The organism is Kitasatospora sp. SUK 42, from assembly GCF_015776785.2.
In the GTDB taxonomy this organism is placed as follows: domain Bacteria; phylum Actinomycetota; class Actinomycetes; order Streptomycetales; family Streptomycetaceae; genus Kitasatospora.
Genome location: NZ_LFMD02000007.1, coordinates 707,547 through 729,640, shown reverse-complemented (window position 1 = coordinate 729,640; position 22,094 = coordinate 707,547). Strand labels below are relative to the sequence as shown.

Annotated in this window: 20 protein-coding genes and 1 riboswitch; of the genes, 9 read left to right on the top strand and 11 right to left on the bottom strand. The window is 71.4% G+C overall.

Going from position 1 to position 22,094, the window contains the following annotated elements:
• The first annotated feature begins 25 nt into the window (after window positions 1-25).
• From RZ50_RS24930 to RZ50_RS24920, 3 genes are read left to right on the top strand one after another with little or no spacing between them, the layout of a single operon-like run.
• Window positions 26-931, top strand: a complete 906-nt coding sequence (locus RZ50_RS24930) for a sugar ABC transporter permease (RefSeq protein ID WP_196951231.1) — start codon at window positions 26-28, stop codon at window positions 929-931.
• A gap of 55 nt (window positions 932-986) precedes the next feature.
• On the top strand, window positions 987-2,684 hold the full coding sequence (locus RZ50_RS24925; RefSeq protein ID WP_196951230.1) for a glycoside hydrolase family 13 protein: 1,698 nt from the start codon (window positions 987-989) through the stop codon (window positions 2,682-2,684).
• A 25-nt stretch (window positions 2,685-2,709) separates the two neighbouring features.
• Window positions 2,710-3,729, top strand: coding sequence for a LacI family DNA-binding transcriptional regulator (locus RZ50_RS24920; protein WP_196951229.1), 1,020 nt, complete (start codon window positions 2,710-2,712; stop codon window positions 3,727-3,729).
• 119 nt (window positions 3,730-3,848) lie between these two features.
• On the opposite strand, the gene RZ50_RS24915 is transcribed toward RZ50_RS24920, so the two are convergent.
• The 3 genes from RZ50_RS24915 to RZ50_RS24905 form a co-directional block, all read right to left on the bottom strand.
• A complete protein-coding gene (locus RZ50_RS24915; RefSeq protein ID WP_196951228.1) occupies window positions 3,849-4,049 on the bottom strand; it encodes a hypothetical protein in 201 nt (66 codons plus the stop codon).
• A 256-nt stretch (window positions 4,050-4,305) separates the two neighbouring features.
• Window positions 4,306-5,634, bottom strand: a complete 1,329-nt coding sequence (locus RZ50_RS29960) for a transglycosylase family protein (protein WP_217680839.1) — start codon at window positions 5,632-5,634, stop codon at window positions 4,306-4,308.
• Window positions 5,621-5,781, bottom strand: a riboswitch (cyclic di-AMP (ydaO/yuaA leader). Its footprint overlaps the gene before it by 14 nt.
• Window positions 5,782-6,236: 455 nt before the next feature.
• The gene (locus RZ50_RS24905; protein ID WP_254803044.1) at window positions 6,237-7,187 is read right to left on the bottom strand and encodes a hypothetical protein; all 951 of its coding nucleotides are present in this window, start codon (window positions 7,185-7,187) and stop codon (window positions 6,237-6,239) included.
• A gap of 560 nt (window positions 7,188-7,747) precedes the next feature.
• Between RZ50_RS24905 and RZ50_RS24900 the strand changes: the two genes are divergently transcribed.
• Window positions 7,748-8,011, top strand: coding sequence for a DUF397 domain-containing protein (locus RZ50_RS24900; RefSeq protein WP_196947936.1), 264 nt, complete (start codon window positions 7,748-7,750; stop codon window positions 8,009-8,011).
• Between the two features lie 219 nt (window positions 8,012-8,230).
• Here the strand turns inward: RZ50_RS24900 and RZ50_RS24895 are convergent, their stop codons facing one another.
• Window positions 8,231-8,824, bottom strand: a complete 594-nt coding sequence (locus tag RZ50_RS24895) for an ATP-binding protein (RefSeq protein WP_374199982.1) — start codon at window positions 8,822-8,824, stop codon at window positions 8,231-8,233.
• Between the two features lie 418 nt (window positions 8,825-9,242).
• Here RZ50_RS24895 and RZ50_RS24890 point away from each other — a divergent pair, with 418 nt between their 5' ends.
• Window positions 9,243-10,109 carry a helix-turn-helix transcriptional regulator gene (locus RZ50_RS24890; RefSeq protein ID WP_196947935.1) on the top strand — a complete coding sequence of 289 codons (867 nt, stop codon included), beginning with the start codon at window positions 9,243-9,245 and terminating at the stop codon, window positions 10,107-10,109.
• A gap of 164 nt (window positions 10,110-10,273) precedes the next feature.
• Here RZ50_RS24890 and RZ50_RS24885 read toward each other — a convergent pair whose 3' ends face one another.
• Window positions 10,274-10,879: a TetR/AcrR family transcriptional regulator gene (locus tag RZ50_RS24885; protein WP_254803043.1), complete on the bottom strand. Its 606-nt coding sequence runs from the start codon at window positions 10,877-10,879 to the stop codon at window positions 10,274-10,276.
• Between the two features lie 229 nt (window positions 10,880-11,108).
• Window positions 11,109-12,623 carry an MFS transporter gene (locus tag RZ50_RS24880; protein ID WP_196947933.1) on the bottom strand — a complete coding sequence of 505 codons (1,515 nt, stop codon included), beginning with the start codon at window positions 12,621-12,623 and terminating at the stop codon, window positions 11,109-11,111.
• A gap of 87 nt (window positions 12,624-12,710) precedes the next feature.
• Here RZ50_RS24880 and RZ50_RS24875 point away from each other — a divergent pair, with 87 nt between their 5' ends.
• A complete protein-coding gene (locus RZ50_RS24875) occupies window positions 12,711-13,148 on the top strand; it encodes a MarR family winged helix-turn-helix transcriptional regulator (protein ID WP_196947932.1) in 438 nt (145 codons plus the stop codon).
• Between the two features lie 84 nt (window positions 13,149-13,232).
• Here the strand turns inward: RZ50_RS24875 and RZ50_RS24870 are convergent, their stop codons facing one another.
• The 5 genes from RZ50_RS24870 to RZ50_RS24850 all read right to left on the bottom strand — a co-directional run bounded on the left by RZ50_RS24870 (window position 13,233) and on the right by RZ50_RS24850 (window position 17,884).
• A complete protein-coding gene (locus RZ50_RS24870; RefSeq protein ID WP_196947931.1) occupies window positions 13,233-14,180 on the bottom strand; it encodes a M56 family metallopeptidase in 948 nt (315 codons plus the stop codon).
• A gap of 179 nt (window positions 14,181-14,359) precedes the next feature.
• Window positions 14,360-14,956, bottom strand: a complete 597-nt coding sequence (locus tag RZ50_RS24865) for a DUF5134 domain-containing protein (RefSeq protein WP_308272213.1) — start codon at window positions 14,954-14,956, stop codon at window positions 14,360-14,362.
• Window positions 14,957-15,276: 320 nt separating this feature from the next.
• The gene (locus RZ50_RS24860; RefSeq protein WP_196947929.1) at window positions 15,277-16,074 is read right to left on the bottom strand and encodes an amino acid ABC transporter ATP-binding protein; all 798 of its coding nucleotides are present in this window, start codon (window positions 16,072-16,074) and stop codon (window positions 15,277-15,279) included.
• Complete coding sequence (locus RZ50_RS24855) at window positions 16,071-16,985, bottom strand: amino acid ABC transporter permease (RefSeq protein ID WP_196947928.1); 915 nt, start codon at window positions 16,983-16,985, stop codon at window positions 16,071-16,073. Before RZ50_RS24855 ends, RZ50_RS24860 begins: the two co-directional genes overlap by 4 nt.
• Window positions 16,982-17,884, bottom strand: a complete 903-nt coding sequence (locus RZ50_RS24850) for an ABC transporter substrate-binding protein (RefSeq protein ID WP_196947927.1) — start codon at window positions 17,882-17,884, stop codon at window positions 16,982-16,984. Before RZ50_RS24850 ends, RZ50_RS24855 begins: the two co-directional genes overlap by 4 nt.
• Before the next feature lie 526 nt (window positions 17,885-18,410).
• On the opposite strand from RZ50_RS24850, the gene RZ50_RS24845 reads away from it, so the two are divergent.
• Genes RZ50_RS24845 through RZ50_RS24835 form a run of 3 tightly spaced genes read left to right on the top strand, consistent with a single transcriptional unit; the run spans window position 18,411 to window position 21,642 of the window.
• Complete coding sequence (locus tag RZ50_RS24845; RefSeq protein ID WP_196947926.1) at window positions 18,411-19,811, top strand: DUF6421 family protein; 1,401 nt, start codon at window positions 18,411-18,413, stop codon at window positions 19,809-19,811.
• Window positions 19,808-20,569 carry an SDR family NAD(P)-dependent oxidoreductase gene (locus RZ50_RS24840; protein ID WP_308272210.1) on the top strand — a complete coding sequence of 254 codons (762 nt, stop codon included), beginning with the start codon at window positions 19,808-19,810 and terminating at the stop codon, window positions 20,567-20,569. The genes RZ50_RS24845 and RZ50_RS24840 overlap by 4 nt, the downstream gene beginning before the upstream one ends.
• On the top strand, window positions 20,566-21,642 hold the full coding sequence (locus RZ50_RS24835; protein ID WP_196947938.1) for a low specificity L-threonine aldolase: 1,077 nt from the start codon (window positions 20,566-20,568) through the stop codon (window positions 21,640-21,642). The genes RZ50_RS24840 and RZ50_RS24835 overlap by 4 nt, the downstream gene beginning before the upstream one ends.
• Window positions 21,643-22,094 lie beyond the last annotated feature (452 nt).

Genomic DNA, 22,094 nt, shown 5'->3' with positions numbered 1-22,094 from the left:
TGACCCACGAAGGCAGGTAACCCCGATGAGCACCACCACCGAACGTCCCGCCCCCGCGGCGACCGCGGCCCCGGCCGCCCGCCCGGCCAAGGTCCGCCCGCGCGGCGAGAGCAGCCCGCTGGCCAAGGCGCTGTCCCACGGCGTCCTGATCGTGGCCGGCCTGATCGCGCTGTTCCCGGTCGCGTGGATCCTCTTCGTCTCGCTCGGCCCGGACAAGACGGACTACCTCCACCCCGGCCAGATCCTCGGCAAGCTCACGCTGTCGAACTACCAGCACGTGCTGGGCGACACCGACTTCTTCACCTGGTTCGGCAACGCCGTGCTGGTCTCCGGCGTCACCACCGTCTTCGGCGTCCTGGTCGCCGCCACCACCGGCTACGCCGTGTCCCGGATGAAGTTCCCCGGGCACCGGCCGCTGATGTGGTCGCTGCTGGTCACCCAGATGTTCCCGATCGCGGTGCTGATCGTGCCGATGTACACGATGCTCTCCGACCTCGGCCTGCTGGACAGCTACACCGGCCTGATCCTGGTCTACTCGACCACCACCGTGCCGTACTGCGCCTGGCTGCTGAAGGGCTACTTCGACACCATCCCGGTGGAGATCGACGAGGCCGGCCGGGTCGACGGGCTCAGCCCGTTCGGCACCTTCTGGCGGCTGGTGCTGCCGCTGGCCCGCCCGGGCCTGGCGGTCGCCGCGTTCTACTCCTTCCTCACCTACTGGGCCGAGGTGCCCTTCGCCTCCACCTTCATGCTCAGCTCCGACAAGTACACGCTGGCCGTCGGCCTGCAGACCTTCGTCAGCGAGCACGACGCCCAGTGGAACCTGATGGCCGCGACCGCCGTGCTGATCGCCATCCCCTCCGCGGCCTTCTTCTACCTGGTGCAGCGCCACCTGGTCACCGGCCTGACCGCTGGTGCCTCCAAGTCGTAACGCGCCGCGAAGTCGTAGCGCTCCTCGCTCCTCTAGTCCCCAAGGGATACCGTCCATGACCCAGAACCTGGCCGACACCTCCCGGCCTGCCGCCGACACCGCTCACGAGGCGAACGTCAGCGCGTCCAGAGGCTGGTGGCGGGACGCGGTCATCTACCAGGTGTACCCGCGCAGCTTCGCCGACTCCAACGGCGACGGCATGGGCGACCTGCCCGGCATCCGCAGCCGCCTGCCCTACCTGCGCGACCTCGGCGTGGACGCGGTCTGGCTCTCGCCCTTCTACGCCTCGCCGCAGGCGGACGCCGGCTACGACGTCGCCGACTACCGCGCGGTGGACCCGATGTTCGGCACCCTGCTGGACGCCGACGCCCTCATCCGGGACGCCCACGAGCTCGGATTGCGGATCATCGTCGACCTCGTCCCCAACCACTCCTCGGACCAGCACGAGTGGTTCCAGCGCGCCCTGCGCGAGGGCCCCGGCTCCCCGCTGCGCGACCGCTACCACTTCCGGCCCGGCAAGGGCGACAAGGGCGAACTGCCGCCCAACGACTGGGAGTCCATCTTCGGCGGCCCGGCCTGGACCCGTACCGAGAACCCGGACGGCACCCCCGGCGACTGGTACCTGCACCTGTTCGCCCCCGAGCAGCCCGACTTCAACTGGGAGAACCCGGCGGTCGCCGACGAGTTCCGCTCGATCCTGCGGTTCTGGCTCGACATGGGCGTGGACGGCTTCCGCATCGACGTCGCCCACGGCCTGGTCAAGGCCGAGGGCCTGCCCGACCTCGGCGGCTCCGACCAGCTCAAGCTGCTCGGCAACGACGTCATGCCGTTCTTCGACCAGGACGGCGTGCACGAGATCTACCGCGCCTGGCGCCGGATCCTCGACGAGTACCCGGGCCAGCGGATCGGCGTCGCCGAGGCCTGGACCCCGACCGTCCAGCGCACCGCCAACTACGTCCGCCCCGACGAGCTGCACCAGGCCTTCAACTTCCAGTACCTGGGCACCGATTGGGACGCCGCCGCGCTGCGCGAGGTGATCGACCTCTCGCTCGACTCGATGCGCCCGGTCGACGCCCCCACCACCTGGGTGCTGTCCAACCACGACGTCACCCGGCACGCCACCCGCTTCGCCAACCCGCCCGGCCTCGGCACCCAGATCCGCACCGCCGGCGACCGCGAACTCGGCCTGCGCCGCGCCCGCGCCGCCACCCTGCTGATGCTCGCGCTGCCCGGCTCGGCGTACGTCTACCAGGGCGAGGAGCTCGGCCTGCCGGACGTCACCGACCTGCCGGACGAGGTCCGCCAGGACCCGTCGTTCTTCCGCCAGGCCGGACAGGACGGCTACCGCGACGGCTGCCGCGTCCCGATCCCGTGGTCCGGCACCGAAGCCCCGTACGGCTTCGGACCGGTGGCGGGCGGGCCGTCCTGGCTGCCGCAGCCCGCCGAGTGGGCCGAACTGAGCGTCGAGGCGCAGACCGGCGACCCGGCCTCCACCCTGGAGCTCTACCGCAGCGCGCTGGCCGTCCGCCGGGAGCAGCCCGACCTCGGCGCCGGCACCGAGGTCGAGTGGCTGGACGCCCCCGAGGGCACGCTGGCGTTCCGTCGCGGCTCCTTCGTCTGCACGGTGAACACCACCGGCGAGCCGGTGCGGATCACCGCGCCCGGCCGACTGCTGCTCGGCTCGACCGAACTCGTGGTGGACGGCGGCGAGACGGTGCTCGCTCCGGACAGCACCGGCTGGTGGGCGGTCTGACGTGGTTGCAATAGGCTCTGGGACCGTGACTACGGCGCGACTCTCAGACATCGCGGCACAGGCGGGGGTCAGCGAAGCCACCGTCTCCCGCGTGCTCAACGGCAAGGCGAACGTCTCCGCCGCCACCCGGCAGACCGTGCTGGCGGCGCCCGACGTGCTCGGCTACGAGCGGCCGACCCGGCTGCGCCAGCGCAGTGCGGGCCTGATCGGGCTGATCACGCCGGAGCTGAGCAACCCGATCTTCCCCGCGCTGGCGCAGGTGATCGAGCAGGTGCTCAGCCGGCACGGGTACACCCCGGTGCTGTGCACCCAGACGCCGGGCGGGTCCACCGAGGACGAACTGGTGGAGATGCTGGTCGACCGGGGAGTGGCGGGCATCGTCTTCGTCTCCGGGCTGCACGCCGACACCACCGCCGACCACGACCGCTACGCCCGGCTGGCCGGGCGCGGGGTGCCGTTCGTGCTGATCAACGGCTACAGCGAGAAGATCGACGCGCCCTTCATCTCGCCGGACGACCGGGCCGCCATGTGGATGGCGGTCCAGCACCTGGCCGAACTCGGGCACGAGCGGATCGGGCTGGCGATCGGGCAGCGGCGGTACGTTCCGGTGCTGCGCAAGGTTGAGGGCTTCACGGCGGCGATGCGCGAGGTGCTCGGGCGGAGCCAGGAGGAGGCCGAGGACCTCGTCCACCACACGCTGTTCAGCGTGGAGGGCGGGCACGCGGCGGCAGGCGCGCTGCTCGACAAGGGCTGTACGGCGATCGTCTGCGGGAGCGACATGATGGCGCTCGGGGCGATCAGGGCGGTGCGGCAGCGGGGGCTGTCGGTGCCGCAGGACGTGTCGGTGGTCGGCTTCGACGACTCGCCGCTGATCGCCTTCACCGAGCCGCCGTTGACCACGATCCGCCAGCCGGTCGAGGCGATGGCCACGGCGGCGGTGGACGCGCTGCTGGAGGAGGTCGGCGGGAACGCGGCCCAGCGCGGGGAGTTCATGTTCCAGCCGGAGCTGGTGATGCGCGGTTCCACGGGGGCCTGCGCGCGCTGAGCCGCGGTGGCGGGGGCGGTGGACGGACCGGTGGACGGGCCTCGGAGGGTGGTTGCTCTCCGGGGCCCGTTCCGCGTTCGCGCGGTCGGCCTTCCTGAGCGCTCGGCCTTCCTGAGCGTTCAGCCCTCCTGGGCGGTCGGGGGCTCCGCGGTCAGCCGGTGGCCGTCGGACGCGTCGCCGGTCCGGGTCTCGGTGCGGCGGCCGCGGGCAAGGTAGTCGCGCAGGACCAGTTCGACGGCGTCCTGTGGGTTCTTGGTGCCGGAGAGCAGCATCGCGTCGATCGCGAGGTTGGCGTCGAGCGTGATGGTGATCTGGGCCATGTGACTCCTCCTCGGGTGCAGAGCAGCAGCATGCCCGTTGGGGCGGGGTTTCACCACGTGGTTGCGCAGGATCCGGGGGAGGGCCGGGGTGCCGGCGGCGCGGGGTACGCCGGAACCCCCGGGAGGAGCGACCAGACTCTTCCCGGGGGTGGCTGTGGGTCAGCGTTCAGACGACAGCTGACAGATGTTGAAATCTGTTATCTGTGATCCGTTGTCCGTCGGCTGTTTCCCGTCGTCCGTCAGCCGTTCGCGGTCCTCAGACCCGGCCGGCGAAGTCCGGGGCCCAGTTGGCGATGCTCTGGACGCGGACGCCCGAGCTCGGGTTGGCGGCCTCGACGTACTGGCCGCCGCCGACGTAGATCGCGACGTGGTACACGCCGGAGTCCTTGCCGTTGTTCGACCAGAAGAGCAGGTCGCCCGGCTGCAGGCTGTCCAGCGAGACGTGGGTGCTGGCGGCGGCCTGGTCGGCGGCGACGCGCGGCACGGAGATGCCCGCGGCGCGCAGCGCGGCCTGGGTCAGGCCGGAGCAGTCCCAGCCGCCGTTGCCGGTGCCGCCGTAGACGTACGCCTGGCCGACCTTCGACTGGGCGAAGGCGACCGCGGCGGCCATGCTGCCGGTGGCGGTCTGGGCCGGGGCCTGGGTCTGCGCCTGGCTCGGCGTCTGGGTCTGGCTCGGCGCCTGGGTCTGCGCCTGGGCGGCCGGCTTCGAAGCCGGCTTGGTGGCCGGCTTGGTGGCCGGGGCCTGGGTCTGCGCGGTCGGCTGGGCGTTCACGGCACCACCGTTCGCGGACTGGTCGGCCTTGGCCTTGCCGCCGTTGCCGAAGCTCAGCTGCTGGCCCGGGTAGATGGTGTCCGGGCCCTCGGCCAGGGTGCTGCGATTGAGGTCGTACAGCCGCTGCCAGCCGCCCTGCACGTTGTGCTTGTCGGCGATCGAGGACAGCCAGTCGCCCGCGACCACGGTGTAGTCGGCGCCCTGGGCCTGCGCCGGGGCAGCGGCCTGGGGCTGGGCCTGCGGCTGGCGCTTCTGCACCCAGTTGCCCTTGGCGGAGCCGGAGGAGGCCTGCGCCTGGTCCTGGGAGGGCGCGGCCGGCTTGGCGGGCTTCGCGGCCGGGGCCTGGGTCTGACCCTGAGTGGGCTTGGTGGCGGTGGAGCCGGTGGCGGCCGCCGAGGTGTCGACGGCGGCCGGGGTGCCGCCCTTGGTCAGGCCGGCCTTGACGGAGCACACGGGCCAGGCGCCCGGGCCCTGCGAGGCGAGGACCTTCTCGGCGACGGCGATCTGCTGCGCCTTGGTGGCCTGGTTGGCCTGCGCGGCGTAGGCGGTGCCGCCGAAGGCGGCCCAGGTGCTGGAGGTGAACTGCAGCCCGCCGTAGAAGCCGTTGCCGGTGTTGATGGCCCAGTTGCCGCCGCTCTCGCACTGGGCGACGGCGTCCCAGGTGGAGACGGACGCGGCGTTGGCGGTGCTGGTGGTGAGGCAGGGGACGGTGAGGCCGACGCCGGCGACGCCGAGGGCGGCGATCACGCGGCGGGTGCGGCCGGACAGACGGGTGCCGTTGGTGGGCAGCATGAAGACGGAGTCCTCTCCCACGCCTGCGAGGTGAGCTGTCGGATTCGGGCTGGAGTTGCCCGGCCGCGCTGTGGGCGCGGCTTCACCCCTAGCCCTGGGCCGTTCCGAGGAACGGTCCGGGGCGACTTACCTGTGGGTCCCCCGCTCCTGCCGTGGTGCGTTTTCGCGCTGCCAGGACATCCGACGGCAGGACTCGGCGTCGCGGATGAACTGGGTTCGTGTGGTCACGAACGGGGAGCACGTTAAGCAGACTCAACTTCAAACTGCAAATACCTGTGATGTACATCACGGTTTAGAGAGAAGTGTCAAATAGCCCATGCTTCATGATCGAAAATGATCGTTTTCCGGCAATGTGGCGGCGGATTCCCACAACTGGCTCCGCTTCAGGAGTGGCGTGACGGAGTGTTGGAGTGCGGCAGGGCGCACCCGTGAAAACAGGGGGGGCAATGGTGAATCGCGCGCCGGACAATGCGCGGGCTGCTCATTGACAAATCACACCAGAACGGACATTGCGCGCATTGGGTTCTTAACTCCCGTAACTCCTGTACGGGTCAAGCCGAAGGGCCGGGAACGAAGTCGTTCCCGGCCCTTCGGTGAGCGTCGGCAGGCGGCGCGGTCCGTCCCTACAGCCCGGCGGCACCCTCGGTGGCCGCATGGGCCCCGCGGGAGCCCTCCTCGGCCCCGGCGGCGGCCGCGGCCTCCGCCTCGGCGCGGGCCAGGTCCTCCGGCGACGGCGCCGGCAGCGCGGCCAGGTAGGCGGAGGCGATCAGCTGGCCGACGGTCGGGTACGCGCCCAGCGGCGCCGCCGACGGGCAGCCGGTCTCCTCGGCGGCCGTGGCGAGCAGCTCCGAGTCGGCCTCCGGCCCGATCACCAGCGGGGCCAGCGCGGGGCGCTGGGAGCCGGTGTCCTTGAGGTGGTTGACGGCGGCGGCCACCGAGCCGGGCACGTCGAGCGACGCGGCGACGACCGGGACGGCCAGACGGGCGGCCAGCAGCACGCCGGTGACGCCGGCCGCGGCGGCCGCGTCCTCGCCGCCGGCGGTGGTCAGCACCACGCCGTCCGCGGCGGTCGCGATGGCGAACAGTCGGGCCCGGTCGGCCCGGGCCAGCCCGGCCTCGGACAGGCGCACGTGCACCGCCTCGGCCAGCAGCGGGTGCGGACCCAGCACATCGGTGACGGTCGCGCCGTACTCCGCGCCCAGGGCGTGAAGCCCGGTCAGGAAGTCGTGCGGGCCGGGCACCAGCGGTACCACGACGGGCGCCGGCAGCCCGGCCTCGGCGGCCAGGGCCAGGAGCTCGGCGACGGTGCGGTCCTCGCCGCCCTCGCCCTCGGAACCGTCAGCCGGGAGGTAGCCGACCGCGGCCTGGACGCCGTGGTGCTCGCTGCGGACGATCGAGAGCAGCTCCTCGACGACCGAACGGGACTCGGGCCCCGCGGTCGCGGGCACGGCGAGCACCAGGGCCGGGGAGCCGGCCGGGATCTCGGGGCGCTCGGGGCGGCGGTGGCGCCCCCGCGCACGGGAGCCTGGGGTGCGAACGGGCAGTGGCGCGCCCGGGATGGCTGCGGTGCTCATGCCGGAGATCGTAGGACATCGCCCCGTCAGGCCTGCAGTCGGCTGCCATGCGGGTTTCGGGTGGTCGAGGTGCCGAGGTGGTGTGTCGACCGCTCCGGTCCGGCAGGTTTGCCTACAATCCGGACATTCCTCGCCCAACCCCCGCGTGACCGCCGTCGGTTGCCCGGACGTGTCCCGTGGGGTGTCGCGTTGCACCTGTGGCGCGTGAGATGTCTCACAGCCGGAGGGCGGCCTGACGGAGGGTCACGGTGGTGCGACTCCCGGCACTCGAAGATCAACATTCAGCGGGGGGCTGCTCACGGCCGGTTATCGACGAATCGTCGATTCCATGGGCTATGTCCGTTTACGTACCGTCAGGGGAAGGGTCCGTGAAGAGTTCGAGGCGGCTGGTGGAAGGCCTCGTGCACCTGCAATGTCCCGTGCTGATGCACGTGCACTGCGGCTATCATCGCGTCAAGTGAGGCGTTGTTTGCCGGACCGGTACGGGGCCGGTCCGTTCGTTCGGCAGGTGCCGGGGCGCCGCGCTGGACGACAACTCCGGAGCTCTTCGGGAGACTTCTATGCACGACTCGCAGGACACGCACGGCTCCAACCACACCTACAACGGGATGGCCGCCGCCGACCTCAAGGGGGTGGTCTGGCAGAAGAGCCTGCACAGCAACTCCCAGGGCAACTGCGTCGAGTTCGCGGCCCTCCCGGGCGGCGACGTCGCGATGCGCAACTCGCGCTTCCCGGACGGTCCGGCGCTCATCTACACCCGGGCCGAGATCGCCGCCCTGCTCCTGGGGGCCAAGGACGGGGAGTTCGACCACCTGGCGGTCTGACCGGCCGCCGCTCCACCATCGGGGGGCCGTCGTGGGTGCTGACACCACGACGGCCTTTGTCTTTGCCCCCACTCCTAGCCGACCCCGTGACGGGCCGTACGGCGGAGCCTGAGGGGGTGCCCCGGGCGGCTTCGGGGCTCCGTACGGGCCTGGCCGGAGAGCTCGGGGCGTGGTCCTCCCGGGTCGTCCCTCGGCCGGCCGGCCGCGCGCCGTGCGACGCTAGGCCGAGCGCCGGTGCCGTCCACCGATTTCGGGGTGTCCTCCGAACTCGCCGTGCCCGTCGAGGCCGACGCGTCCGTCCGGGCCGGTGTGTCCGTCGAGCCCGCCGCCGATGACCGGCTCCGCCTCGAACATGGCCCAGACCACCTTGCCGCTGCCCAGCGGGTGCCAGCCCCAGGAGCGGCTGAACGACTCCACCAGGTGCAGTCCGCGGCCGGACTCGGCGACGAAGTCCGCCTCCCGGGCGACCGGGCCGACGCTGCTGGGATCGCTCACCGCGCAGACCACCTGGGGTGCGCGGTGCACCAGGCTTATTCGGATCGGCAGCCGGCCGTCCGCGACCGGTCGCGTGGGAAAGTCGTACTCGCCCTGGGCGCCGCCCGACGGGTCGGGCCGTGCGCCGATCGCATGCCGGAGCGCGTTGGTCACCAGTTCCGAGGCCACCAGCGCGACGTCGTCGAACAGCTCGATCAGGCCCCAGCGCTGAAGAGCGGTCCGGGCGAAGTCGCGTGCGGTTCTGACGGCCTCGAAGCGGGGAGCGAGCGTACAGGTGACCACATGGGGGTCAACCGCCAAAGCCGTACCGGTGCTCATGAAGAGCTCCTCCCATAAGGGGGCGGACACGGCTGGACCCGCCGGGGTCATGCCGGTCACCTCCGACTCGCTCGGCCGCTCGGCCGCCCCCTCGACCAGGCGCGCGCGCACTCGAACGCCCGATGGCGCGGGGGACGCCGCCGGGTCGGTGCACGGAGTCGCGCGTGGGGTCGACGCGGAGCCCGCGGGATTGCCAGGGATGTGCAGGTGCACGTGCACCATGGTGGTGTGCGCTCACTGCAGATGCAAGAGTCGATTCACGTGCAGTCGCACTATTGGCATATGCAAGCGCCGGATGCACGTGCATCCTGGTGTGCGGAGTGCAGAACTGATAGGAACATCCGTCAGTATCGGCACCGTGAGCGCTCAACTGATGGCAGACTGTGCGCTGTTTGCCCTAGGTGGAGGTTTCGACCGCATGACCACAGTTCAGCCGGGCGGCGGCTCGATGGTCCGCCGGATCCTCCTCGGCTCGCAGCTGCGACGCCTGCGCGAGACGCGCGGCATCACCCGGGAGGATGCGGGCTACGCGATCCGCGCCTCGGAATCCAAGATCAGTCGCATGGAGCTCGGCCGCGTCAGCTTCAAGGAGCGCGACGTCGCCGACCTCCTCAGCCTGTACGGCGTGGATGACGGCCTGGAGCGGGAGGCCCTGCTCGGGCTGGTCCGCGAGGCCAACAAGTCCGGCTGGTGGCACAGCTTCAACGACGTGCTGCCGGGCTGGTTCCAGACCTATGTCGGCTTGGAGGAGGCCGCACAGCTGATCCGTACGTATGAAGTGCAGTTCATCCCAGGACTACTGCAGTCCGAGGAGTACGCACGGGCGGTTTTCGGCCAGAGTCGGCCGGTCATCAGCGAGGAGGAGGTCGAGCGGCGGGTCAGCCTCCGCCTGCGCCGCCAGAAGCTGCTGACCGAGGGCAACAGCCCCAGGCTGTGGGCCGTGATCGACGAGGCCGCGCTGCGCCGGCCGGTCGGCGGGCCCAAGGTGATGCGCGGCCAGGTTCAGTACCTGATCGACGTCGCCGAGCAGGCCAACGTGGTCATCCAGGTCATGCCGTTCCGCTTCGGCGCGCACGCGGGGGAGTCCGGGGCGTTCACGATCCTGCGCTTCCCGGAGCAGGACCTCGCGGACGTGGTCTACCTGGAGCAGCTCACCAGCGCGCTCTACCTGGACAAGCGGGACGACGTCGACGCCTACATCCAGGTCATGGAACGGCTCTGTGTCGACAGTCTCACGCCCGAGCGCACGATCGACCTGCTCGCGTCGATCCTGAAGGAACGCTGAACCGCTGCCCGACGGGGCCTGTGAGCTCCCTCCCTCACGAGGCCCCTCGGTAGTGGAACGTCCGGCAGCGGATCGAACGGCAGTGGATCGAACCTCGGATCACGTGCCGGACCGAACGCCGGATCGACTGCCCGATCGAATGCCGCCAGGCCGCTCGCCCGCCGTCAGCCGCGGGCCGGCGGCCGTTCGCGTTCCGGCGGCACCGGCTGCGGGGGGCGGCCCAGCTCCCAGGCGAGGTCGTAGCGGCGGAACAGGTCGGCCCGGATCGGTGCCAGCGAGATCTCCGCGCCCGGCAGCAGCACTCCGATGCAGCCGCCCATCAGCGCACTGCGCAGCACCGCGTGCTCGCCGACCGGGTCCGGCGCGCCCCAGTCGCGCAGCAGGCCCTGCAGGATCGCGCCGAGCTGCTGCTGTTCCGGGTCCTGGATGAAGGCGCCGGTGTCGGGGTCGAGGATGAGTGCCAGGTGCGAGCGCATCACCCGCGGGTGGTCCATCGCCAGTGCGAGGACGGCGTCGATCGCGCGGGCCAGCCGGGCCTCGGGGGAGGCGTCCGGCGGTAGCTCGGCCAGCGCGCCGGACAGTGCCTGGTGCATCATCCGATGCGTCGCGGACTGCATCAGCCGTCGTTTGCCGTCGAAGTAGTACGAGAGCAGGCCGCGGGCGAGTCCGGCCCGTTCGGCGATGTCGGTCAGCGTGGTGCCCGCGTAACCGCGCTGGTCAACGAGTTCGACGGTGGCCCGCATGATGCGGCGGCGGGAGCGCTGCCGCATCTCCTCATTGACCGAATCCCCCCGAGGTGCCATCGTGTCTGCTCCGAACGTTCGTTGGCTCCGAGCCAATATACTTGCGGAGCCGGCGGCCGCGCCGTGGAACCGTGCCCTGGCGGGCACCGCCCGGGCGGCCGGTACGAAGACGGCCGGCTCCACCAACACGGGGGTTTGGTGGAGCCGGCGCCAGTGCCCGGCGGCCAAGGGGTCGGCCGCGGGCGGAGGCCACGGGTCAGTGCTCGGTCAGGACTTCGGCCCGGGTCGTGGGTGACCCGGCAGGCGGATAATCATAATCCGGCACGTGCAGGGGAGTTGAATTCCGGCGCCGGTCCACCAGGGCGCCCACCGCGGCGATGACCAGACCGACCAGCGCGACCGCCGTGACGAGGAGCAGCGCCGGGCGGTACCCGTCCAGCTGCGCCTGCGGGCTGTCGCCGCCCGCGCTGCCGGCGGTGATCATCGCGGTCGCCCCGGCCAGCACCACCGCGGTGCCGACCTGGATCGCGGTGTTCACCAGGCCCGAGGCCAGGCCCTGCTCCTCGTCGTCCACGCCGTCGGTGGCGGCGATGTTCACGGAGGGGAAGGCGAGCGCGAAGCCCACGCCGAGCAGCAGCATCGAGGGCAGCACCAGCCCCACGTACGAGCTGTGCTCGTCCAGGCGGAGGAACAGCGCGAACGCTCCGACCAGGGCCAGCAGCCCGATCGGCAGCAGCCGGCCGGTGCCGAAGCGGTCCACGATCGGGCCCATGAACGGCGCCGAGAGGGCGATGAACGCGCCGGCCGGCAGCAGGCCGAGCGCCATCTGGAGGGCCGACCAGCCGAGCAGGTGCTGCAGGTAGAGCGTGACGACGAACTGGAAGCCGCCGTACGCGCCGGTCATCGCGAAGGCGACCAGGTTGGCCCGGGCGACCGAGCCGTTGCGGAAGATGCCGAGCCGGACCAGCGGGTGGGCGGTACGGCTCTCGACCAGGAGGAAGGCGGCGGCCAGCGCGGCGACCACGACCAGCGAGCCGAGGGTGCGCAGGCTCAGCCAGCCGGCGCCCTGGGCCTCGGTGACGGTGAACACCAGCAGCAGCACGGTCGCGGTGCCGGTGATCGCACCGAGCACGTCGTAGCCGCCCTTGGCGCGCTCCTCGACGGGGCGGGGGAGCAGCCGGACGGCGACGACCAGGGCGAGCAGCGCGACCGGGACGGGCATCAGGAAGGTCCAGCGCCAGCCGACCGAGGTGAGCAGGCCGCTCAGCACCAGGCCGAGCGAGAACCCGCTGGCGCCGCAGGTGGTGTAGATCGACAGCGCGCGGTTGCGGGCCGGGCCCTCGGCGAAGGTCGTGGTGATGATGGACAGGCCCGCCGGGGCGGTGAAGGCGGCGCTCACGCCCTTGAGGAAGCGGGCGGCGATCAGCAGGGCGCCGTCGTCGACCAGGCCGCCGGCCAGCGAGGCGGCGGCGAAGACGCCCAGGGCGACGAGGAAGACCCGGCGGCGGCCGAGCAGGTCGGCGGCACGCCCGCCGAGCAGCAGCAGGCCGCCGTAGCCGAGCACGTAGCCGGAGACCACCCACTGCAGGGTGGAGGTCGAGAGGTTCAGCTCGGAGCCGATGGAGGGGAGGGCCACGCCCACCATCGAGACGTCCAGGGCGTCCAGGAACATGGCGGCGCAGAGCACGATCAGGGTGCCCCAGAGGCGGGGTGTCCAGTTCAGCCCGCTGGTTGACGGGACGTCGGGTGACGTGGCGGTCGCGGTGGTCATGGGGAGGACAGTACATGCACATGCATTCAATGCAAATGAATTAGATGTGAACGCATAAATTTACCGAACACGTGCTAGGGTGGCGGGGTGGCTGAACTCGACTCCCCGGCGGAGGCCGGCCTCGTCGCGGAATGGCGTGAGCTGCTGGCCCGCCATGCCGCTGCCTCCTGTGCGCTCGACCGCGAGCTGGGCGACAGATACGGGCTGGGCATGAGCGAGTTCGAGGTGCTGGAGAGACTGGTGGAGGGGTGTCGGGCCGGGGGGCGCCTCGGGCTGCGGGTGAGCGAGCTGGCGCCCACCGTCCACCTGAGTCAGAGCGCGTTGTCGCGGCTGATCGCCCGCCTGGAGAAGGGCGGGCTGGTCACCCGGGCGATGTGCGAGAGCGATCGGCGGGGGGTCACGGTCGCCCTGACCGAGGCCGGCCGGGAGCGCTACGAGCAGGCCCGGCCGCTGCACCGCGAGGTGCTCGGGCTGACTCTCGGTGCACCGCCCGGGTCCGCCTGTTCCGGGTCCTCTTCGGGCTGATCCGGCCCGGTCCGGCGATCCGGCCTGGTCCGGCGATCCGGCGGCCGATCTGATGCCGCGTCGAGGTCCTCGTGGCCCGCGGGCTCAGAGCAGTGAGTTGAGCCCCGGGGCGACGGCCAGCAGGACCACCGCGGCGGGGACGGCGAGGGCGACCATGGTGAGGCGCAGCCGGTGCGGGACGGACAGCCGCGGGCGGCCCGCGAGCAGCCGGTCCACCCGCTTCGGGGACTGCGCCAGGCCGGGCGGACAGGAGCCGAACACCCCTCGGTCCAGGTTCAGTTCGGCGAGCGCGAGGGCGGTGGTGTGCCGACCGTGGCGGCGCGCGGCCCGGTCGTCGGCCGCCAGCTCGACGAGCTCCGCCACCTGGTCCCGGAACGTGCTGAACACGCCGACGCAGGGGAAGCCGGAGGCGAGCGCCTGGGCGAACTGCTGCAGCCAGTGGTGACGGGCCCGCACGTGTCCGCGCTCATGGCTCAGTACGGCGGCCAACTCCCGGTCGGTGAGCTGCTGGAGGGCGCCGGTGGTGACCACCAGGCGCGAGTCCGGGCCGGGCAGCGACCAGGCCTCGGGGCGGACGTTCTCCAGCACGACCAGCCGCTCCCGGCGGCTCCGGGCGGCGGCGATCGCCTCGGGCAACTCGGGTGCGCGGGTCGCGAGTTGAGCGTGACGGCGGTCGCGCAGGGCCTTGGCCGTACGGACTTCGCGGGAGAGTGCCAGCATCGTCTGCAACCCGCCCGCCGCGAGCACCGCGGCGCACAGCCGGCCCCAGCCCTCGGCCTCCTGGAGGCCGTACGCGGCCTCCACGCCGTGCGGGGCGCCCGCGAACACCAGGGCGCGCAGCTCGGGTAGGGCGGCGGAGGCGGCGAGTACCAGGCCCAGCGCGCAGCACAGCAGTACCGCCACCACGAGGCACTGCCACACCAGCAGCGCCAGCACCGGTTCGCGCTCCGCCCAACGGGCCCGGGCCAGCAGCCGGGGCGCGACGGTCGAGAGCAGCAGTCCGAGCAGCAGCAGGCCGATCAGGGCAGTCATCGCATGGGCTCCCCGAGTACGCACGGAGCGCGACAACGCGCTCCCTGCCAACCTATGCGCTGTTGACGTCCCGTGGAACGGCTTTCGTCCGGCCAGTGACCAACGCCACGCCCCGGTCAGGGGATTGGGTGTGCGGAGGTGGGCGTGACGTGGCCAGGAGCGTCACCCGGGCAGGGGCGTCACATGGTCAGGAGCATGGCGAACATGCCGATGCCCATGGTGAGTCGGCAGGCCCGCGGGAGGCCGGCGGTACCGATGACGAGGGTGCCGGCGGGGGTGCGCAGCAGGCGGGAGCCGGCCCAGAGGGAGTACCCGCCGAAGTAGAGCAGCAGGGTGCCGGTCAGCAGCGGGGCGCCGAGGGCGGCGGCGTGGTGGTGCCCGCCGGGGGAGGCCGTCATCGCGAGGGCCATGTAGGTCATGGTGAGAGCGCCGAGGGCGTGGTGCAGCCGGTGGGCGCGGCCGGTGGGGGCGTACAGGGCGGCGAACAGGAAGCCGGTGGCGGGGACACCGAACAGCAAGGCCCAGACCGCGGGCGGTACGCCGGCGCCGGTGACGGCCATCGCGGCCATGCCGAGCCCCATCAGGGCCTCGGCGGCGTCGGACTCCCGGGTGAGCCGGCGGTGGGTGTGACTGGAGCCGGAGTCGGAGTGGGGGCCTGAGTGGGAGCCGGCGGCGCTGGTGGCGCAGGGGGTGCGCCGTAGGCGGGTCAGGCAGTAGGCGCCGGCTGCGGCGGTGAGGACGGCGAGGAGCCAGTTGACCAGGGTGGGTCCGTGCACCGGCGGCCTCCCCGGGCGGTGGGCGACGGCGGGCGGCGAATGGAACGGTGAACAGGTGACAGCGAACAGATCACAGCTGACAGATGATGAAATCTGTAAGCTGTTCCCTGTCATCTGTTCGTTGTCATTCGCCCGCGGTGACGGTTGTCCCCTCCACGATCACCGCTTCCTCCCCGACGCGGCCAGGGCGCGTACAGGGGCGCACAGTGGTGCCCACCGTGGTGCGAGCCGCCCCACGCGACCCGCGACGACCCACACCGCCCCCCCGCCGGCCCGCGCTGACCGCCACCCCCGCCGCCCGCCGCCCGCCGCCGCGAGGCTCAGCCCTGGAGCCGCCCCGAGGCGACCACCCGGCTGAGGAACCGCCGGGTCCGCTCCTCCTGCGGATCGCCGAACACCTGCTCCGGCGGCCCCTGTTCGAGCACCACCCCGTCGTCCAGGAAGCAGACCTGGTCGGCGACCTCGCGCGCGAAGCCCATCTCATGGGTGGAGATGACCATCGTCATCCCCTGCTCCTTGAGGTCCCGCACCACCGAGAGCACCTCCCCGACCAGCACCGGGTCGAGTGCCGCGGTGATCTCGTCGAGCAGCAGCAGCCGGGGCCCGGCCGCCAGCGCCCGCACGATGGCGACGCGCTGCTGCTGTCCGCCGGAGAGCCGGTCCGGGTACTCCTTCGCCTTCGCCGCCAGCCCGAGCCGCTCCAGCAGTTCCAGCGCCCGAGCCTCGGCCTCAGCCCGTCCGGCCCGGTGCACCCGGCGCGGCGCCAGCGTGATGTTGTCCAGCACCGTCATGTGCGGGAACAGGTTGTACGACTGGAACACCACCCCGATCCGGCGCCGCACGGCGTCCTCGTCGGCCCGGGGGTCGGTGATCTCCTCGCCGTCGAGGAAGATCGCCCCGTCGTCGATCCGCTCCAGCAGGTTGACGCACCGCATCAGCGTGGACTTCCCGGAGCCGGACGCCCCGATCAGCGCCGTCACCGAGTGCTCGGGCACGGCGAGCCCCACGTCGCGCAGCACCACCTGACCGCCGAAGGTCTTGCGCACCGACTCCAGCCGGAGCACCTCGCCCGGACCTGCGGCGGGACCCGCACCCGCACGCGCGACACCCGCGGTCATACCGCACCCCCCTGGAACTGCCGACGGTTCATCCGGCCGGTCAACCAGTCGGCGAACCGGGTCAGCGGAATGGTCAGCACGATGAACACCAGCCCCGCCACCAGGTACGGCGTGAAGTTGAACGAGTGAGCCGCGATGATCTTCGCCGCGTACACCGCGTCGATCGCACCGCCGATGGAGACCAGCCCGGTGTCCTTCTGGAGGCTCACCAGGTTGTTCAGCAGCGGCGGCACCACCCGGCGCACCGCCTGCGGCAGCACCACGTACCGCATCGCCTGCGCGTTGGTCAGCCCCAGCGACCGCGCCGCCGCCCGCTGGCTCGGGTGCACCGACTCGATGCCCGAGCGGAAGACCTCCGACACGTACGCCGAGTACGTCAGCACCAGCGCGGCCCCGCCGAGCAGCAGCGGATCGGTGGTCACCCCGCTGAGCCGCAGCGCCGGCACCCCGGTGATCATCACCAGCAGGCAGATGATCATCGGCAGCCCGAGGAAGAAGTCCACGTACGCCGTGGCCAGCAGCCGCACCGGCAGGAACACCGGCCCGCGCAGCGTCCGCAGCACCGCGAGCAGCAGGCCGAACACGAGGATGAGCACCCCGCAGCCGAGCATCAGCTCCAGGTTGAGCCGCAGCCCCCGCAGCACCTCGGGCAGCGCCTGCCGGGCGTAGTCCAGGTTGAAGAAGGTGCGCCGGGTCACCTCCCAGCCGGGGGAGTTGACGACCAGGAGGTAGAGCGCGACCGCCGTCACCAGGGTCGACGCGGTGGCGATCAGCGCCGAGCGCCGGGCCCGTCCGCGCCGGTACGCCTCGTGCGCCAGCCGCCGTTCGGACGGGCGGTAGCCGTCGTCCGCGTCCCCGGCCGCGTCCTTCGCGACGTCGACCGGTTCCGCCGTTCTCGCGTCCCCGCTCACTTCAGCACCGGTGCCGAGACGGCGTCGGACAGCCACTGCTTGTCCAGCTTCGCCAGCGTCCCGTCCGCGCGCAGCGCGTCCACGGCCTGCGACACGCAAGCGGTCAGCTTGGAACCCTTGTCCAGCACCAGGCCGAACTGCTCACCCTGCGAGGCCGTCTCGAACTGCCCCACCACCTGGGCCTCCGGGACCTCGGCGCCGGTGATGTAGAAGGCGGTCGGCAGGTCCACCACCAGCGCCTCGACCTGACCGTTCTTCAGCGCGGCCTTGGCCAGGTCGTTGGAGTCGAACACGGCCGGTTGGGTGCTCGGCTTGATGGTGTTGGTGATGGTGTCCAGGCTGGTGGTGCCGACCTGCGCGCCCAGCTTGGCGCCCTTCAGGTCGGCGATGCTCCTGGCGCCCGCCGCCTTGGAGTCCTTCAGCGCGATGACGGCCTGGCGCACGTCGTAGTAGCCGGAGGAGAAGTCCACGGCCTGCTTGCGCTCGTCGCTGATGGACACCTGGTTGATGTCGAAGTCGAAGTCCTTGGCCCCCGGCGCGGTCGCCTTGCCGAACGGCGCGACCACCCAGGAGACCTTGTCCTTCGGGTAGCCCAGCTTCTCCGCCACCGCGTACGCCACGGCCGACTCGAAGCCCTTGCCGTTCTCCGGCTTGTCCTCCGAGAACCACGGGTCGTACGCCGGCTTGTCGGTGCCGATGGTCAGCTTCCCGGACGTACGGGTGGCCAGCGCGCCCGGCGCGCAGCTCGCCGTCGCACCGGCCGCACCCGCCGTGCCCGGGGCACCGGAGGCGGCGGCCCCGTCGGACTTGGCGTCCTGCGGTGCGCACGCGGTGAGCGAGGCGGCGGCGACCACCAGCGCGGCGAGGGGCAGTACGGCGGACGGCTTGCGGAGGGCCATGACAGAGCTCCAGAGGAAGGACCGGGCGGGACGGGGGGAGGAGAGCCGGAGAGTGCGGCGGCTCGGGCCGGGCCGGGCGGGGCCGCGTCCCGGCGGGTCACTTCCCCCCGGTGGCGGCGCCGGAACACACACGGCATGGTCGGCGTATACGGGCCCGCGTCCGCGGCACCCTCCGAGCCGGACCGGCGGCGGCCGGTGGGCGGCAGCCGATCAACAACAGCGGCAGCAGCGGCCGCGCGCGCGACAGCAGACCCGCTGACGGGAGGGCACCCGGAACTGGCTGTCGTGGCGTTCGGCCACCGTGATCACCGCCGGGAGCATGCCGGGAGGTTCGCATCAGAACGGCACATCTGTCCAGAACATCCAGATCGCTGTCCACATGTTGGACAACCGGCGTCCCGGCGGAGATTCTGGAGCCACGGCGGGGGATCGCCGGAACTTTGTCTGTCCTGGCCCCCTTGAACGGGAGAACCTTTCGTACTTATGGTGTCCTCGTTGAAATAACTCCTGTCGAAGTGAGTCCACGATGCAGAATCTTTCGCCAAGGCTCGCTGCGGCGGCCGACGCCCCGCTCTCGACCCTCGCCGCCCACCCGGCGTGGCTGCGCCTGAAGGAGGCCGTCGAGACGCTGCGCCCGCTGCAGTCCAAGGACGGCTCGATCGACCTGGCCGCCGTCCAGCGGCACACCGTCGACCCTCTGGTGGCCACCGTCCGCTCCGCGGTCGAGGAGCTCGCCCCGAACTTCCCGCACGACGCGGCCTACCTCGCCGCCGTCGACGCGGACCTCGCCAAGTGGGCCGACACCGGCTACCGGGAGCCCGACTTCCTGGACTCGCTGCTCGCCTTCCAGCCCGCCGACCAGCGCGAGGACGGCCTGGAACACCTGGTCGTCTTCCCGATGTACACCCAGAACGGCAACCCGGACCGCAACCTGGAAGCCGTCCTGCTGCGCGTCGTGTGGCCCGACTGGCTGGCCGAGCTGGAGCGCACCCGCTTCGACAACCCGATGTTCGTGCCGATCACCTTCACGGACTTCACCGCCGGCTACGACACCAACTCCGCCGTCCTCTTCCCCGAGACGGTCGCCGTGCGCAAGGCGCCGGAACGTTTCACCTGGGGCGGCATCTTCTGCGACCGCGAGGCCGCCCGCTTCCGCGCCGTCTCCACCAGCGCCGTCCAGCAGCTCGGCCTGGCGATCCCCGCCGACGCCGAGGGCCTGCTCCAGGACCAGCAGCGCGCGCAGGAGACCTTCGTCCTGTGGGACCTCATCCACGACCGCACCCACAGCCACGGCGACCTGCCGTTCGACCCCTTCATGATCAAGCAGCGCAGCCCGTTCTGGATGTACGGCCTGGAGGAGCTCCGCTGCGACCTCACCACCTTCAAGGAGGCGGTGGGGCTGGAGGCCGAGGGCAACCCGCACGCCCGCGACGTCCAGTACGCGATCCTCTTCGACCGCCTGTTCCGCTTCCCGGTCAGCGGCGACCGCGTGCGCAACTACGACGGACTCGGCGGCCAGCTGCTCTTCGCGTACCTGCACAAGCACGACGCGCTGCGCTGGCGCGACAACCGCCTCACCATCGACTGGGACCTCGCCCAGAAGGTCACCAACGCCCTCTGCGGCGAGATCGAGACCCTGTACCGCGACGGCATCGACCGGCCCAAGCCGGCCCACTGGATCGCCGCCTACGAGCTGGTCTCCCGCTACCTCACCCCGCACCCGGCCTCCACCTGGGCGAAGGGTTCCGAGGCACTGCCGCTGGACATCACCGACGGCAAGGCCCTCAACAAGGCGCTGTGCGACGCGGTCCTCCCGGACGAGTTCCCGCTGAGCATGTTCTACGAGGCCCTGTCCAAGAAGCTCGGCGGCGTCATCGCCGCCACCGCCGGCATCACCGGCACCGGTATCCAGGGAGTCGCCGCGTGACCACCATCACCCCCTCCACCAAGCTGGCCGGCAAGGTCGTCGCCGTCGCCGGAGCCAGCGGACCGGCCGGCCAGGCCGTGCTGCGCCGCCTCGCCGCGGACGGTGCCACCGTGATCGGTGCCGACATCGATCCCCGCCGCCTGGAGTCGGCCCTGGACGCCACCCGGGCCGCGGTGCGCGGAGCCAAGGTCAGCGGCCAGGTGATCGACCTGCTCGACCCGCAGGAGGTCCACGACTGGGCCGACCACCTGGAGGCGGAGCACGGCCACGTCGACGGGCTGTTCCACCTGGTCGGCGGCTGGCGCGGCGGCAAGACCTTCTTCGACACCCGCCTGGACGACTGGGACTTCCTGCACGACACCGTCGTGCGCACCCTCCAGCACACCTCGCTGGCCTTCCAGCCCGCGCTGGTCCGCAGCCAGTCCGGCCGCTACGCCATGGTCTCCGCCGCCGCCGCGCACAAGCCCACCGCGGGCGGCGCCGCCTACGCGGCCGCCAAGGCCGCCACCGAGGCCTGGACCCTCTCGATGGCCGACTCCTTCAAGAAGGAGACCACCGCCCCGGACGGCGAGCCCACCGCGGCGGCTGCCATCCTGGTCATCAAGGCGCTGGTCAGCCCCGAGATGCGGGCGGAGAAGCCGGACGCGAAGTTCGCCGGCTTCACCGACACCGCCGACCTCGCCGGACACCTGGCGGGCCTCTGGGACCGCCCCGCAGCAGAACTGAACGGACAGCACCTGTGGCTGACAGCCCGATGACCGACCTCACCCGTACGGACGCGGTACGGCGGCACGACCCCGCCGTCCGCGGCTTCGCCAGCGACAACTACGCCGGCGTCCACCCCGAGGTCCTCGCCGCGATAGCCCTCGCCAACGACGGTCACCAGATCGCGTACGGCGAGGACGACTACACGGCCCACCTGCAGGACGTCTTCCGCCGCCACTTCGGCGACCGGGCCGAGGCCTACCCGGTCTTCAACGGCACCGGCGCCAACGTGGTCGCCCTCCAGGCGCTGCTCCCGCGCTGGGGCGCCGTGGTCTGCGCCGAGACCGCCCACATCCACGTGGACGAGGGCGGCGCGCCGGAGAAGATGGGCGGCATCAAGCTGCTCACCATCCCCACCCCGGACGGCAAGCTCACCCCCGAGCTGCTCGACCAGCAGGCCTGGGGCTACGGCGACGAGCACCGCGCGCAGCCGCTCGCGGTCTCCATCACCCAGAGCACCGAGCTGGGCACCCTCTACACCCCGGACGAGATCCGCGCGATCACCGAGCACGCCCACCAGCTCGGCATGCTCGTCCACGTCGACGGCTCCCGCCTGGCCAACGCCGCCGCCTCGCTCGGCCTGCCGATGAGGGCCTTCACCACGGACGTGGGCGTCGACGTCCTCTCCTTCGGCGGTACGAAGAACGGCCTGATGTTCGGCGAGGCCGTGGTGGTGCTCAACCCGGACCGGGTGCGCAACATCAAGTACCTGCGCAAGACCTCGATGCAGCTCGCCTCGAAGATGCGTTTCGTCTCCGTCCAGTTCGAGGCGCTGCTCGCGGGGGACCTCTACCTGCGCAACGCCGGCCACGCCAACGCGATGGCCAGCCGGCTGGAGGCGGCGGTCCGGCAGATCGACGGCGTCGAGGTCGTCCGCCCGGTCCAGGCCAACGCGGTCTTCGCGATCCTCCCGCGGGAAGTCAGCGAGCGGCTGCAGAAGCGCTACCGCTTCTACTTCTGGAACGAGCACACCGGCGAGGTCCGCTGGATGTGCGCCTACGACACCACGGAGGCCGACATCGACGCCTTCGCGGCGGCCATCGTCGAGGAGATGGGCCGCGCCTGACGGTGCCTGAACTGCGGATCGTCCCGTCCTGCGACAGCAGGGCGGGACGATTTGCATGTGGCGGGTCGCTCCCCGTACAGTTCCGGAGTCGCCGCGGGAGATCGGGGAGACAAAGCGGAAAGTGAAATCCGATGAATGAAACTCCGGAAAACGGAGCGGAAAACATCTGATAAGCTGGAAACACGAAAGAACGAAGCGCCCGGAGGGCCCGCTGGAAGGCGGCTCGAAGGAAGCGTCCGTTCCTTGAGAACTCAACAGCGTGCCAAAAGTCAACGCCAGATATGTTGACATCCCCGGCCTCAGATTCTTCTGGGGTTGGAGATTCCTTTTGAAATAACACTAGCGAGGACGCAGTGCGCGGGATCACCCTATTCCGGTGGTTGCCGTGCCGCTCAACGCGAGTGTGGACCGGATATCCGGTAAACATTCACGGAGAGTTTGATCCTGGCTCA

Coding starts and splice junctions, on each gene's coding strand:
- RZ50_RS24930 (WP_196951231.1), top strand. CDS start 26: ATGAGCACCACCACCGAACGTCCCGCCCCCGCGGCGACCGCGGCCCCG.
- RZ50_RS24925 (WP_196951230.1), top strand. CDS start 987: ATGACCCAGAACCTGGCCGACACCTCCCGGCCTGCCGCCGACACCGCT.
- RZ50_RS24915 (WP_196951228.1), bottom strand. CDS start 4,049: ATGGCCCAGATCACCATCACGCTCGACGCCAACCTCGCGATCGACGCG.
- RZ50_RS24905 (WP_254803044.1), bottom strand. CDS start 7,187: ATGAGCACCGCAGCCATCCCGGGCGCGCCACTGCCCGTTCGCACCCCA.
- RZ50_RS24900 (WP_196947936.1), top strand. CDS start 7,748: ATGCACGACTCGCAGGACACGCACGGCTCCAACCACACCTACAACGGG.
- RZ50_RS24895 (WP_374199982.1), bottom strand. CDS start 8,824: ATGAGCACCGGTACGGCTTTGGCGGTTGACCCCCATGTGGTCACCTGT.
- RZ50_RS24890 (WP_196947935.1), top strand. CDS start 9,243: ATGACCACAGTTCAGCCGGGCGGCGGCTCGATGGTCCGCCGGATCCTC.
- RZ50_RS24885 (WP_254803043.1), bottom strand. CDS start 10,879: ATGCGGCAGCGCTCCCGCCGCCGCATCATGCGGGCCACCGTCGAACTC.
- RZ50_RS24880 (WP_196947933.1), bottom strand. CDS start 12,623: ATGACCACCGCGACCGCCACGTCACCCGACGTCCCGTCAACCAGCGGG.
- RZ50_RS24870 (WP_196947931.1), bottom strand. CDS start 14,180: ATGACTGCCCTGATCGGCCTGCTGCTGCTCGGACTGCTGCTCTCGACC.
- RZ50_RS24860 (WP_196947929.1), bottom strand. CDS start 16,074: ATGACCGCGGGTGTCGCGCGTGCGGGTGCGGGTCCCGCCGCAGGTCCG.
- RZ50_RS24850 (WP_196947927.1), bottom strand. CDS start 17,884: ATGGCCCTCCGCAAGCCGTCCGCCGTACTGCCCCTCGCCGCGCTGGTG.
- RZ50_RS24845 (WP_196947926.1), top strand. CDS start 18,411: ATGCAGAATCTTTCGCCAAGGCTCGCTGCGGCGGCCGACGCCCCGCTC.
- RZ50_RS24835 (WP_196947938.1), top strand. CDS start 20,566: ATGACCGACCTCACCCGTACGGACGCGGTACGGCGGCACGACCCCGCC.